Here is a 12833-nt window from a genome sequence, read left to right as displayed (position 1 = left end):
TCTACGAACAAAGGCTGCTAATATAGTTTATGAAATTTAACCACCCCTCCTTGAAAAAGGAGGGGGATTTTCAATGCAAATACTGTAGTTATAAACGCTTAACTTTTGTGTTTTTGTCCAGGCTGACCAATCACTTGCTGCTTCCAGTTGATTTTCAATGGTATCGGGCAGTTTGGTAAAAAAATCGAGTCCGGTTTTCTGCTCAATTTCGTCAATAGAAACTACGTAGGTGTTCATCTTTTTATTCAATTCGGCTGAATTGGGGATCAGAAACCCGATGGCCCGTGGTTGTTGTGTTTTACCTTTAGGGTAATACAACACAATTTTATAATAGTGTTTTGGTACAGAAACCGTATTATATCTACCAATGGTTTTCATGTTTTTGCTCAGCACAGGCCCTGTTACAATAAACAATTCTTTATCTCTTACAGCCCAGCTTCTGATACGGCTTTCGATGTTTTCCCATATTCCGCGATTCAATTCAGGCACTTGCGGACAGATGTTGCTCATAAAAAATGTTTCATTCATTAACCCCTGGCAGCATTTAAAATCTCCGGCAGGTACCATGTGGCCCCGGTCATAACCGGAGCCTGTATAATCGGCAGATAAAGCAGACGCCTCTTTTACTTTACCGTCTGGCACAAACTGGTTCTCACTTCTGTCGGCTTTACCCTTTGTAAACGTTCCACGCAGTTGATAGGCTACCCAGGCAGGTATTTCGTATTTTTCTTCATACCGTAGCGTGTAGTTTTTGTGCCTGATAACCTCATCGCTTTTCTGAATGGCAGGTAATACGTAATCAGGTAAAGTAAGGTCTATCTGGTCAGGTTCATACGTTGGCTCATTGGTTGCAGAAAAGTTGTCTTCCTTTTTATGGTTTTTTGATTTCCTGCCCGTTTGCGACGCTTGGCTGGCCGGTTCTGGCGCTTTATACGGATTTAACTGATTTTGAGCAGAATCTTTGTTTTTTATGTATTGGCTGGCAGTTTGCCATATTTTGCCGAGAGGCCCGGGTTGGTCTTTATAATAGAGAACAAAACCAACGGCAAAGAAAATAAGCAGCAGAATGATACGATTCGATTTCATGTACTAAGGAAAGGCTAAGGGTTTTTGATGCAAGTTTACAAACAAAACGAATGACAACAGGTATTTATGAGCGACTTTATAAGAAAGTGTTAGTAGCAGGCACTGAGGTGCTGCAGATATATATCGCAGAAGGCGTTGAAATTCATTTCTAACCATAGCAATTTTCAATTAATGATAAATGCTATTACATTTGTTGTTTCAAATCAAACCAAGCAATGAATAAAAAATTCCTCACGAATCTCGTTTTCTGTGGGTTATTGGCCGGTGCCGTTTCAGCACAGCAGGTAATTCCATTGAATAACATGGATGCATTCAGACCTACCAAAGGACAATGGAGTATTGTCGGTGCGGTGGAAGCAGACCTCACTAAAGCTAATGATTTACATAAAAAAGATGCTGCAAACGGTGTAAATACAGGCATTTTATTATGCGAGCACCCTCAGGGAAAATATGGCATTGAAATGGACCTGCTCACCAAAATGGAGCACGGAGACCTGGACCTTGATTTAGATTTCATGATGGCCAAGGGGTCAAACTCTGGCATCTATCTGCAAGGCCGTTACGAAATTCAGTTGTTTGACAGCTGGGGTAAAAAATTACCGAAATACAACGACCTGGGCGGAATTTACGAACGATGGGACGACTCAAAGCCAGAGGGCTCAAAAGGGTATCAGGGTGTAGCGCCGCGCATCAATGTAGCAAAAGCGCCGGGTATATGGCAAAATATTAAGATTTCTTTTCAAGCGCCAAGGTTTGATGCCTCTGGCAAAAAAATAGCTAACGCAAGAATTCTGTCAATCTACCTTAACGGAATATTAATCCATGAGAATGTAGAGCTTACCGGCCAAACCAGAGGTGCATGGGAAGACAACGAAGTAGCCATGGGACCTCTTCGTTTTCAGGGCGACCACGGTAATGTGGCTATCAGAAACATTAAGTACAAAAGCTATAACCAGAAAGTGTTGAGCTTTAAAGACCTGAAATATGGTGTGTATAAAGGGAACTTCAGAACAATTGCCGACATAGAAAAGATAAAACCTGAATACAGCGGTGCCGGTAATATACTTAACTGGGCGGTATCAAACGCTGAAAATGAATTTGCCGTAAAATATGCAGGTAAAATTGTAGTGCCTGATGCCGGAACATACACTTTTACTACTACGCATGGCGGTAATACAGAAATGAGCATTAACGGCCAGAAAGCATTTAAAAATGGGTGGAGGGCATCTGACCTGGAGGGAAGAAGCGTAACAGTAACATTGCCGGCCGGAGAAGTACCGTTTGAGTTATATTACTGGAAAGCCGACGGCTGGTTACAGCCAATGTTGGGTTTATATGCAGAATCAGAAACGGTGCGTAAGCATCCTTTGCATTCGGCTAATTCGGCAATGGTTAATAGTCCGTCGTCGCCTATATTGTTAGGTACAGCTGCCGAACCGGTATTGCTGCGCTCGTTTATGGATATTACTGAGGGAGGTAAAAACAAGCGTATTGTGCATGCCATTTCGGTAGGTAACAAAGAAAATGTACACTTTACTTATAATCTTGATAACGGTGCGTTGTTTCAGGCCTGGAAAGGAAATTATCTGAACACCACCCCGATGTGGCTTGACAGAGGCGATGGCAGCTCGAAACCTATGGGCAGTGTAATGCCTTTTGGTGATGCCCCCTTGCTGGCTGTTTTAGAAACGCAAGACAAACCCTGGGGATTGGCTGATGCGACTTTCCGTACCAAAGGATATGAACTCGATGAAAACGGACAGCCTACTTTTAAATATGAAATTTACGGAGCGAAGGTATCAGACAAAATAGTGCCTGTAGAAGAAGGCAAAATGCTGAAACGCGATATTTCTGTTGCCGGGACAGTAAGCAACTTGTACGCACGACTGGCAAGTGCGGAGGTTATCAGCAAGAAAGCTGACGGAACTTTCATTATAGGAGACAACGCCTATCTGATTAAAATAAATGAAGGAACTGCCAGTATCAGAACGCTAGGTGGCAAGCAGGAGTTGGTGGCTCCGTTGGGCGAGAAAATCAGTTATTCGATTATTTGGTAAAACAGAGGCTTTAAAATTCTATAAGCATGAAGAAAATATTTAAAACAATCCTTTTTTCGGTGGCTATAATGTCTGCTGCTTTGGCGCAGAATACCGCCGAAAATGAATATTACCGCATCATTACGCTTCCTGTGCCAGAAAACATGCTGCTTGAAGTGGGTGGTATTACTACTTTGCCCAATGGAGACATAGCTCTTGCCACACGCAGAGGAGATATCTGGGTAGTTAGTAACCCCTCAATGGCAGGTACGGCTATACCTTATTTTAAGAAATTTGCCAGTGGTTTACACGAGATTCTGGGTCTGGTTTACAGAAACGGAGCCTTTTATTGTGCACAAAGAGGCGAATTGACAAAACTGATTGACAAAAATGGTGATGGCAAAGCGGATGTTTATGAAACCATAGCAACTTTGCCGATTTCAGGCCATTATCATGAATACAGCTACGGCCCTAAATTTTTACCGGATGGCTCAATGATTGTTACCGGCAACGTAGCTTTTGGTGATGAAGAATGGTGGAGAGGCGAAAGCAGAGTACCCTGGAGAGGCTGGGCAGTAAGAATTACCGAAGACGGCAAAATAGAGCCTTATGCCACTGGTATGCGGTCTCCGTGTGGTATTGGTATGATTGACGGGGAGTTCTGGTATGGCGACAACCAGGGAGACTGGATGGGTTCTGGGTTTATTGCTCAGGTTAACAAAGGCGATTTTATGGGGCATCCGGCAGGTTTACGCTGGACAAGCGACCCGGCATCGCCGGTGAAGTTGACGGCAGAGCAATTGTTTGCCAAAGTGAACCCAAGAAGAGACAAAGATGCCAATGGCTATTACATAAAGCCCGAAAACATTGAAAATGAAAGAGGCGTGTATCTTTTTGAACTGAAAAAGGATATTCCTGAACTGAAAACACCTGCCGTGTGGTTGCCGCACGGTGTGCTGGGGATTTCTACCTCTGAAATACTGAAAGATGAAACTGCAGGGGGCTTCGGGCCATTTGCAGGGCAGCTTTTTGTTGGCGACCAGGGTAAGAGTAATATCTCAAGAGTGTTTATTGAAAAAGTAAACGGCGAATACCAGGGCGCTTCTTTCATGTTCCGTGAGGGCTTTCAGTCTGGTATTTTACGTATGACCTGGGGCAAAGACGGCTCATTATTTCTAGGGGAAACCAACCGTGGATGGGGTTCGGCCGGAAATACAACTGCCGGAGTAGAACGTCTTGTCTGGACGGGCAAAACACCTTTTGAAATGAAAGCCGTAAGAGCAATGCCTGATGGTTTTGAAATTGAGTTTACCAAACCCGTAAACAAAGCTACCGCTGCCGATTTTAAAAATTATCAGGTACGCAGTTTTATTTACAAGTATCATCCGGTATATGGCAGCCCGACAGTAGGCGAGAAGTTTCTGAATGTAAAAGGTCTGAAAGTGTCGGAAGACGGATTGAAAGTAAGATTGTTGGTGGAAGGCCTGAGAGACCATTTTATACATGAAATAAAAGCCGATGGTGTAAAAGATGCTGAAAGCAAAGGTTTGCTGCACAATACTGCGTTTTATACGCTTAATAATATTCCGGCTGGTGAAAAGCTGACAGGCCATTTGGTTCGCCCTGCTAATCTGCCAGTAACCGGAACAAGCGTAAAAGCTGAAAAACTGGTAACACCTGACGACAGAACAGCCAAAACCCCTGCCAAAAAAGTGGTGCCGACTTATGACGAAATAAAACCATTATTGCAGAAACATACTTGCGTTGCCTGTCATCAAACAGATAAACGCCAGGTAGGCCCTGCCTTTAAAGACGTAGCCAAACGCAATTATTCAGATACCAAAATTGTGGGTTTAATTGCAAAGCCGAATCCTAAAAACTGGCCTGATTACGCTACCGAGATGCCTCCTATGCCACAGGTACCTAAAGAGGATGCCTTAAAAATTGCTACCTGGATAAATTCACTGAAATAATAAAATCAGGACTTTAACCCCCCAAAAACCTGCCGGTAATCGGTAGGTTTTTGTTTTTTTAGCAAGCGGAAAGAACGGTTGAAATTAGAAAGATTATGAAAGCCGCAGTCGAAAGCAATCTGCTGAATGCTCTTTTTGTTTTCTATCAACATACGGCAGGCATAGCCAATGCGTACCTCGGTTAGAAACTGTATGTAGGTTTTTTGAGTACGGTTTTTAAAATAGCGGCAAAAATTAGGTACCGACATGTTGGCAATTGTGGCGGCTTCTTCAATCAGAATTTTACGATTAAAATGTGAAAGCGTAAATTCATAAATCCGGTTGATGGTATCGGCACCGAAACGATGGTAAGACTCAACAAAGCCTTCGCTGCTCAGGAAATCGAGCTCATCAGAATTGGCTATTAATTCAAGCATCTGCAACAAAAGGCTGATACGCTGCACGCCATTCTGGTTTTCAACCAGTTGAGAAAACAAGGCCAATACATGGGCTTTGGTGATGCCTGAAATCTTTAAGCCCCGCTTCGATTTTTCGATAAGCCGGTTGATGTTTTCCATTTCTTTCAGGTGCAGGAAATCCTTACCGAAACAATCGGGTAAAAACTGCACCACCATTGCCACGGCTTTCAGGCCTGAGCTGTCGGCATAGTAACCCACATCGTTTCGCCATACATGGGGTAGGTAGGCACCCAGCAAAACCATATCGCCCTCTTCAAATTCCTCAATGCTGTCGCCCACAAAACGGGTACCCTTACTTTCAATAATATAGGTGAGCTCAAGCTCAGGATGGAAATGCCATTTGTCGTACAGAACAGGTAGTTTGTCCTTACGGGAAACGAATGAATAATCTGCCGAAATATTAACTTTACGAAGTACTGCCTGCACTGATTATTGATATAATGTTAACATTATGCGCCTGAAGCTGTAAAGTTGATAATATTTCATCAAAAGTGTATAACATTTCATAAAAAAAACAAAAGAATGAATTGTATTTTTGTAAGATATTATTTAATTCACAAATTAGTATATGCAACATAAAGTTCTGAAAGTAAATCCTTCTGATAATGTGATAGTAGCGCTTCGGAATCTGGAAGCGGGAGAGTGTATAGATTTTGAAGGAGAAAATTACGTATTACCACGTTCTATAGCAGCCAAGCACAAATTTGTAACGGAGGATTTAAATGCAGGAGACCACGTAACCATGTATGGGGTATTGGTTGGGAAAGCTACACAGCCCATTAAACGTGGAGAACAGATAACTACTTTTAACCTGAAGCATGAGTCGGAAGAGTACTCTGTAAACAAAAGAGTGCCTCAGACAGACTGGCAGGCTCCTGATGTGTCGAAGTGGAAAGACCGAACTTTTATGGGCTACCATCGTTCAGACGGACAGGTGGGTACAGCCAATTACTGGCTGGTAGTACCTTTGGTATTCTGCGAAAACCGCAATATACTAAAACTGAAAGAAGCGTTTGACAAGGCGCTTGGTTATGCTTTTCCGGATATTTATCTGCGCCAGGTAGAAGATTTGGTGCATCTGCATCAGAAAGGTGATTCTTCCAGCGTTGATAGCTATAATCAGGCCGTAAACGGGGCTTCCATAGCAGATAACCGTTTATTCCCGAATCTGGATGGTATCAAGTTTTTGACACATGAGTCGGGCTGTGGTGAAAACAATCAGGATTCTGAAATACTGGCGGCACTTTTTGCTGCTTATGCCAATAATGCTAACGTAACCGGTATAACTGTATTGAGCCTGGGCTGCCAGAAAACCCAGTTTACCGATTTGATGGACGAAATCAAAAAACGTAACCCTGATTTTGATAAACCTGTGCTGTTATTTGAACAACAGGCTTACGGTACGGAGTTCGACATGATGTCGGCAGCAATTAAAGAGACATTTAAAGGCTTAATTGAAGCCAATAGGCTGACGCGTGAGCCGGCCCCGCTTACCAAACTGAATATTGGTTTAAAATGTGGCGGTTCTGATGGCTTCTCGGGTATATCGGCCAATCCGGTGCTGGGTCATTTGTCTGACCTCGTGGTGGCTTTGGGCGGTACAACCTATCTGGCCGAATTCCCTGAACTGTGTGGTGTAGAGCAGGAACTGATTAACCGCTGCATAACCACAGAAAAAGCCGAGAAGTTTGAATACCTGATGCGCGACTATGCTGCAAAAGCAGAAGCCGTTGGCGCTGGTTTTGACATGAACCCGTCGGCAGGAAACATAAAAGACGGCTTGATTACCGATGCCATCAAGTCGGCAGGGGCTGCCAAAAAAGGAGGAACTGCTCCGATTGTTGATGTATTGAATTATACAGAACTAGCTAAAGAGCCGGGCTTACATCTGGTTTGTACACCTGGTAACGACGTACTTGCCACCACAGGTAAGGCGGCCTCTGGCGCTACAATTATATTGTTTACAACTGGTTTAGGTACACCAACGGGTAACCCGGTTTGTCCGGTTGTAAAGGTTTCAACCAATACCCAGTTGGCAAAAAAGATGTCTGATATAATTGATTTTGATTGTGGCGAAATCATAACCGGTGAAAAAACCATTGAGCAGACCGCTGAAGCATTACTTGAATATTGCATTGGCCTTGCCAGTGGTGCCTATCAGACAAAGGCCCAGCAGCTGGGTCAGGACGATTTCATGCCCTGGAAAAGAGGGGTGAATTTGTAATATGAATTTTTGTAAATACAGATAAAAAATTTTGATTATGAGAATATTTCGTTTTGGTGAGTTTGAGCAGGAAAAACCAGGTGTTGAGCTAGTAGATGGCACCCGGATTGATGTTTCAGCGTTTGAAGAAGACTATACCGAGAAGTTTTTCGGTACCGATGGGTTGGCGCGTCTGGCCGCATGGGTAGAAGCCAATGCAGACAGCTGCCCGAAAGTACCTGCTGATGTGCGCATTGGCTCTTGCATTGCGCGCCCTTCAAAAATTGTTTGTATAGGCCTTAACTATGCCAAGCATGCTGAAGAGACAAACGCACCGATTCCGAAAGAACCCATTATTTTCTTTAAATCTACCACCGCGCTTTGCGGCCCCTACGATAATGTGATTATTCCGAAAAACTCGGTAAAAACAGACTGGGAGGTTGAACTGGCGGTTGTTATTGGTAAAAAGGCTTCGTACGTTTCTGAAGAAGAAGCATTAGACTACGTGGCCGGGTATGCTTTGCACAACGATTACTCTGAAAGAGAGTTTCAGATAGAAAGAGGCGGACAATGGGTAAAAGGCAAAAGTGCAGACACTTTTGCTCCACTGGGGCCTTTCCTCGCTACTAAAGATGAAATAGAAAATCCACACAACTTACCATTATGGCTGACAGTGAACGGAGAAAAACTACAAAACTCCAGCACTGACGACATGATTTTTAAAATTCCGTTCCTGATTCATTACCTGAGCCAGTTCATGACTTTACTACCGGGCGATGTTATTTCAACCGGTACACCTTTCGGGGTGGGTCTGGGCTTTAAACCGCCACGTTATCTGAAAGCCGGCGACGTGGTTGAACTGGGCATTGATGGACTGGGAACCCAAAAACAAGTAGCAGTAGACTATTCAAAAAACTGAATCAAATGAATCTCGATTTAAAAGATAAAGTAATCATAGTAACCGGTGGCGCCAAGGGAATTGGCGAAGGCATTGTGAAGGTTCTGGCCAATGAAGGAGCAATACCTGTAATTATTGGCCGTAATGAAGCCGATAATCAGAAAACTTTGGATGCCATTGGCGGTAACGGTTTTCAGGTTGGCGCTGAACTGAACGAACCCGAAGCATGTAAAAATGCAGTAGCACAGGTGATAGCCAAGTTTGGCCGCATTGACGGCCTGGTAAATAATGCAGGTGTAAACGATGGCGTGAATCTGGAAAACGGCAGCTATGAAGCCTTTATAGCATCAATACACAAAAATCTGGTGCATTATTATCTTATTGCCCACTATGCCCTGCCAGAGTTGAAGAAAAGCAAAGGTAGCATTGTGAATATCGGCTCAAAAACCGGAGAGACCGGGCAGGGAGGTACATCTGCCTATGCGGCTGCCAATGGAGGACGCAACGCCCTAACCCGTGAATGGGCCGTTGAGTTGCTGAAATATGGTATCAGGGTGAACTCGGTAATTGTGGCAGAATGCTACACACCGTTGTATGAAAAGTGGATAAAGACCCTGCCAAACCCGGAAGAGACTTTGCAGAAAATTACTGAGAAAATACCTTTAGGGAATCGTATGACCACCGCCGAGGAAATTGCCAACATGGTGGTATTTCTGTTATCGGAGCGCTCGAGCCATACTACGGGTCAGTTGATTCATGTAGATGGGGGTTATGTACATTTAGACAGAGCCCTGATATAAGATGAAAAGATTTTGCCTGGCACTTGATTTGAAGGATGACCCTGCGCTAATAGCCGAATATGAGGTATATCATGAACGGATTTGGCCGGAAATAGCAGCGAGTATAAGAGAGGCGGGAATTATGGACATGGAAATTTACCGCATCAGTAACCGCCTGTTTATGATTATGGAAACAAAGGATGATTTCTCTTTTGAACGGAAAGCCGAAATGGATGCCGCTAACGCCAAAGTGCAGGAATGGGAAACCCTGATGTGGAAGTACCAGCAGGCACTGCCAGTTGCAAAGCCGGGTGAAAAGTGGATTTTTACAGATAAAATCTTCGACTTGAAACAACAGTAATCTATACCTCTATAATATCTATAACAGCCATTTGAAAAATTGGCTGTTATTTTTTTATTTGCATGTGCTGTTTCATAAAAACACTACGAACATGAGACTTAACCTGATTCTTTTACTGGCATTTACCTTTTTGCTGGGAGCCAGTTCATGGAAAAAACCGGCTGCTGTATCATCCCCTAACATTGTGCTGATTTTTATGGATGACATGGGCTATGGAGACTTGACCAGCACCGGAGCCTTAGATTACCAGACCCCCAATCTGGATAAATTAGGAATGGAGGGTATCCGTTTTACCAATTTTCTGGCAGCGCAGGCGGTTTGCAGCGCATCCAGGGCAGCATTGCTGACAGGCTGCTACCCGAACAGGATAGGTATAGCCGGAGCTTTGGATCCTTCCCAGAAAATCGGGCTTCATACCGATGAATTAACCATTGCCGAAATGCTGAAACAAAAGGGTTATGCCACTGGTATTTTCGGTAAATGGCATTTGGGGCATCATAAACAATTTTTGCCGTTGCAGCAGGGTTTTGATGAGTATCTGGGTATTCCGTATTCTAACGATATGTGGCCGGTTGATTATGACGGTAAACCTATAGTTAATGAAAACGATTACAGAAAGCAAACCTACCCAGCTTTACCTTTAATAGAAAACAATGATACCAAGGAAACCATCAATGACCTGGCCGGGCAAGACAAACTGACTACCCTGTATACCGAAAGAGCGGTTGGCTTTATTAAGAAAAACCGCAATAAGCCTTTCTTTTTGTATTTGCCTCACGCTATGACCCACGTTCCGTTAGGAGTATCTGCCAGGTTTAAAGGGAAAAGCAAACAGGGTATGTATGGCGATGTGATGATGGAAATTGACTGGTCGGTGGGTCAAATCATGAAAACCCTGAAAGAAAATGGTCTGGATAAAAACACTTTGGTGATATTTACGAGCGACAATGGCCCCTGGATTAACTTTGGCAACCATGGTGGCTCTACAGGAGGATTGAGAGAAGGGAAAGGTACTGTTTTTGAAGGAGGGCAGCGCGTACCCTGCCTGATGCGCTGGAAAGGCACCATCCCTGAGGGTTTAATCTGTAACCAGCTTACTTCTACGCTAGACATTTTTCCTACGCTGGCAAGAATCTGCGGCACCGCGCTACCGGATCAAAAAATTGATGGTGTTGAGATTTTATCTTTAATGAAAGGTAACGTTACTGAAAGTCCCCGCAAATACTTCTATTATTATTATGCATATAACGAGTTAAGAGCCGTACGACGAGACAACTGGAAACTGATGTTGCCACACCAGTATGAACGTTCTTATGAGGGCGTTTTGCCGGGTAATAACGGCTTTGCAGGCAAGTATGGAAACATTTCGGTTCAGTTGGCATTATATGACCTGAGACGCGATGCAGGTGAGGAATACGATGTAAAATTGCAGCACCCCGAAATTGTGGCCGAGTTGCTAAAGGTTGCTGATGTGGCACGTGAAGATTTAGGCGATGCCTTGCAGAAAAAAGAAGGCAAAAATGTAAGGCCAGTTGGAGTTTTGAAAGAGTAGATAAAAAGCCGTGACCCTTCACGCGTATTAGTGATAACTCAGGGCTTATTATATAGATGAATAAAGATTTTTCAGGGGCTTTGCAGCACTATTTTTCTTGATGCACCTCACATCTTCTGAATACAATAAATTGCTTTATGCCTTGAAAATCACTTTTCATTTCCCACGATTCCGCATATTTTTTAAGGTCGGCCCTTCCTTCTTCCCAGGATATATTATTTAATAGGCACTCTCCAATGATTGTGCCATCTGCCCTTTTTGAAACGTAAACCTTCAACCAATTGATTTTGTCTGAGCTTAGCCTGTTTTTTATTTTGTCTTTTACAATTTCAAAAAAGGACTCATTTTGATTTTGGTCAATCCACTCTCCTTGTAACCGTACATTTCCCAATGTGGTGTGCCATAATACTTCTTCACCTTCATCAGCAATTACCGAAAAGGTAAATTCTGGATTATGGCGGTTTGAAAGGCTCGCAATAATTGGTAAAAATGTAGTGTTAATGTAATTATCTAAAACTGAAGAGGCTTTGTCTTTTATACTGGTACCGATACCGACAATATTTTCTTCAATTCCATCTGGGAAATACGCGTGATGAATTGTCAGAATCATCAGTTGCATAACATTTGGGTGATTGTTAGGATTGTCAATTATCACTGTAGCAATTTCAAGTTCGGAATTAACAATTATTGCCAGATAATTGGGATGGACGTTAACCTCAAAGCCTAATGCTTTAATTCTGTTGCTTAAGGTTTCAAGTAAGTATGAGTTGTTATCGGTTAATGATGTCTCTTGTACTTCCGGTTTTTTGTTGTCCGATGGTTTCTTTTTAAAAAAGTTAAATAGTCCCATTTGTTGTGTTTATGGATTTAAGGTTGAATTTACAGTAAAATTTATGTTTGTTTTAGGCACAATCTAAATATTCTTGAATTGATTGCTAAAGTTGAGTTTTTTCGAAGTTTATCAAAAAAATGAGCCACTGATTTACAGCGGCTCAAGTCGTCCTACCTGTACAATTTTCGAACTTATTTATAGATGATTTAAAGCGGTTGGCAAGCATAGCGGTTTAAAACCCTAAGCTTGTCACCGCTTTTCTCTTAAACTTCATATAGAATAATTAAATGGGAAAGCTAACCTGTGCGACAGCTAAAAAAATTGATTTGGTAGACTACTTAGCTTCCATTGGACACCTGCCCCAGCAGGTAACCAATGGAAGCGATTATTGGTATCGCTCACCCCTTCGGGAAGAGCATACAGCTTCCTTTAAAGTTAACAGGAAATTAAATGTTTACTATGACCATGGAACCGGAAAAGGAGGTGACCTGATTGATTTAGGTAAGGCTTATTTCAGATGTACAATTAGTGAACTGCTTGAAATTTATCTACTATCAACCATGAACACATTGACTTGTTTTGGGATAGTGACAAGGCTGGGGTAGAGGCGACACTAAAAGTGCTGGAATGGGAAAATGGAAGACGGGATAAATTT

General features: G+C 42.9%; 11 protein-coding genes. 8 read left to right on the top strand and 3 right to left on the bottom strand.

What is annotated here, in order from left to right; all coding sequences use genetic code 11:
* Positions 1-36: 36 nt before the first annotated feature.
* On the bottom strand, positions 37-1086 hold the full coding sequence (locus MB380_RS18545) for a DNA/RNA non-specific endonuclease (RefSeq protein ID WP_253529716.1): 1050 nt from the start codon (positions 1084-1086) through the stop codon (positions 37-39).
* Positions 1087-1301: 215 nt separating this feature from the next.
* Here MB380_RS18545 and MB380_RS18540 point away from each other — a divergent pair, with 215 nt between their 5' ends.
* A complete protein-coding gene (locus tag MB380_RS18540) occupies positions 1302-3143 on the top strand; it encodes a family 16 glycoside hydrolase (RefSeq protein ID WP_253529712.1) in 1842 nt (613 codons plus the stop codon).
* Between the two features lie 26 nt (positions 3144-3169).
* Positions 3170-5095 carry a c-type cytochrome gene (locus MB380_RS18535; protein WP_253529710.1) on the top strand — a complete coding sequence of 642 codons (1926 nt, stop codon included), beginning with the start codon at positions 3170-3172 and terminating at the stop codon, positions 5093-5095.
* A gap of 5 nt (positions 5096-5100) precedes the next feature.
* Here the strand turns inward: MB380_RS18535 and MB380_RS18530 are convergent, their stop codons facing one another.
* Positions 5101-5979 (bottom strand): AraC family transcriptional regulator, encoded by an 879-nt coding sequence (locus MB380_RS18530; protein ID WP_253529708.1) that lies wholly within the window; start codon positions 5977-5979, stop codon positions 5101-5103.
* A gap of 142 nt (positions 5980-6121) precedes the next feature.
* Between MB380_RS18530 and MB380_RS18525 the strand changes: the two genes are divergently transcribed.
* The 5 genes from MB380_RS18525 (at position 6122) to MB380_RS18505 (ending at position 11346) form a co-directional block, all read left to right on the top strand.
* Positions 6122-7777 carry a UxaA family hydrolase gene (locus MB380_RS18525; RefSeq protein ID WP_253529706.1) on the top strand — a complete coding sequence of 552 codons (1656 nt, stop codon included), beginning with the start codon at positions 6122-6124 and terminating at the stop codon, positions 7775-7777.
* A gap of 37 nt (positions 7778-7814) precedes the next feature.
* Positions 7815-8675: a fumarylacetoacetate hydrolase family protein gene (locus MB380_RS18520; RefSeq protein WP_101724286.1), complete on the top strand. Its 861-nt coding sequence runs from the start codon at positions 7815-7817 to the stop codon at positions 8673-8675.
* Between the two features lie 5 nt (positions 8676-8680).
* Positions 8681-9454: an SDR family oxidoreductase gene (locus MB380_RS18515; RefSeq protein WP_253529704.1), complete on the top strand. Its 774-nt coding sequence runs from the start codon at positions 8681-8683 to the stop codon at positions 9452-9454.
* Position 9455: 1 nt separating this feature from the next.
* Positions 9456-9794: an L-rhamnose mutarotase gene (locus tag MB380_RS18510; protein ID WP_253529701.1), complete on the top strand. Its 339-nt coding sequence runs from the start codon at positions 9456-9458 to the stop codon at positions 9792-9794.
* Between the two features lie 91 nt (positions 9795-9885).
* Complete coding sequence (locus MB380_RS18505; RefSeq protein WP_253529689.1) at positions 9886-11346, top strand: sulfatase; 1461 nt, start codon at positions 9886-9888, stop codon at positions 11344-11346.
* 88 nt (positions 11347-11434) lie between these two features.
* On the opposite strand, the gene MB380_RS18500 is transcribed toward MB380_RS18505, so the two are convergent.
* Positions 11435-12196 carry a DUF6348 family protein gene (locus MB380_RS18500; RefSeq protein WP_253529687.1) on the bottom strand — a complete coding sequence of 254 codons (762 nt, stop codon included), beginning with the start codon at positions 12194-12196 and terminating at the stop codon, positions 11435-11437.
* A gap of 308 nt (positions 12197-12504) precedes the next feature.
* Here MB380_RS18500 and MB380_RS18495 point away from each other — a divergent pair, with 308 nt between their 5' ends.
* The gene (locus tag MB380_RS18495) at positions 12505-12783 is read left to right on the top strand and encodes a CHC2 zinc finger domain-containing protein (RefSeq protein WP_253528731.1); all 279 of its coding nucleotides are present in this window, start codon (positions 12505-12507) and stop codon (positions 12781-12783) included.
* The last annotated feature ends 50 nt before the right edge of the window (positions 12784-12833 follow it).

The sequence above is a fragment of the Emticicia sp. 21SJ11W-3 genome, from assembly GCF_024138715.1.
GTDB classification, from domain to species: Bacteria; Bacteroidota; Bacteroidia; order Cytophagales; family Spirosomataceae; genus Emticicia; species Emticicia fluvialis.
This window is presented reverse-complemented; position numbering and strand designations above follow the sequence as displayed.

Bases quoted from the DNA above. Each gene is read 5' to 3' on its own strand.
- MB380_RS18545 (WP_253529716.1), bottom strand. From the start codon at position 1,086: ATGAAATCGAATCGTATCATTCTGCTGCTTATTTTCTTTGCCGTTGGT.
- MB380_RS18540 (WP_253529712.1), top strand. From the start codon at position 1,302: ATGAATAAAAAATTCCTCACGAATCTCGTTTTCTGTGGGTTATTGGCC.
- MB380_RS18535 (WP_253529710.1), top strand. From the start codon at position 3,170: ATGAAGAAAATATTTAAAACAATCCTTTTTTCGGTGGCTATAATGTCT.
- MB380_RS18525 (WP_253529706.1), top strand. From the start codon at position 6,122: ATGCAACATAAAGTTCTGAAAGTAAATCCTTCTGATAATGTGATAGTA.
- MB380_RS18520 (WP_101724286.1), top strand. From the start codon at position 7,815: ATGAGAATATTTCGTTTTGGTGAGTTTGAGCAGGAAAAACCAGGTGTT.
- MB380_RS18515 (WP_253529704.1), top strand. From the start codon at position 8,681: ATGAATCTCGATTTAAAAGATAAAGTAATCATAGTAACCGGTGGCGCC.
- MB380_RS18510 (WP_253529701.1), top strand. From the start codon at position 9,456: ATGAAAAGATTTTGCCTGGCACTTGATTTGAAGGATGACCCTGCGCTA.
- MB380_RS18505 (WP_253529689.1), top strand. From the start codon at position 9,886: ATGAGACTTAACCTGATTCTTTTACTGGCATTTACCTTTTTGCTGGGA.
- MB380_RS18500 (WP_253529687.1), bottom strand. From the start codon at position 12,196: ATGGGACTATTTAACTTTTTTAAAAAGAAACCATCGGACAACAAAAAA.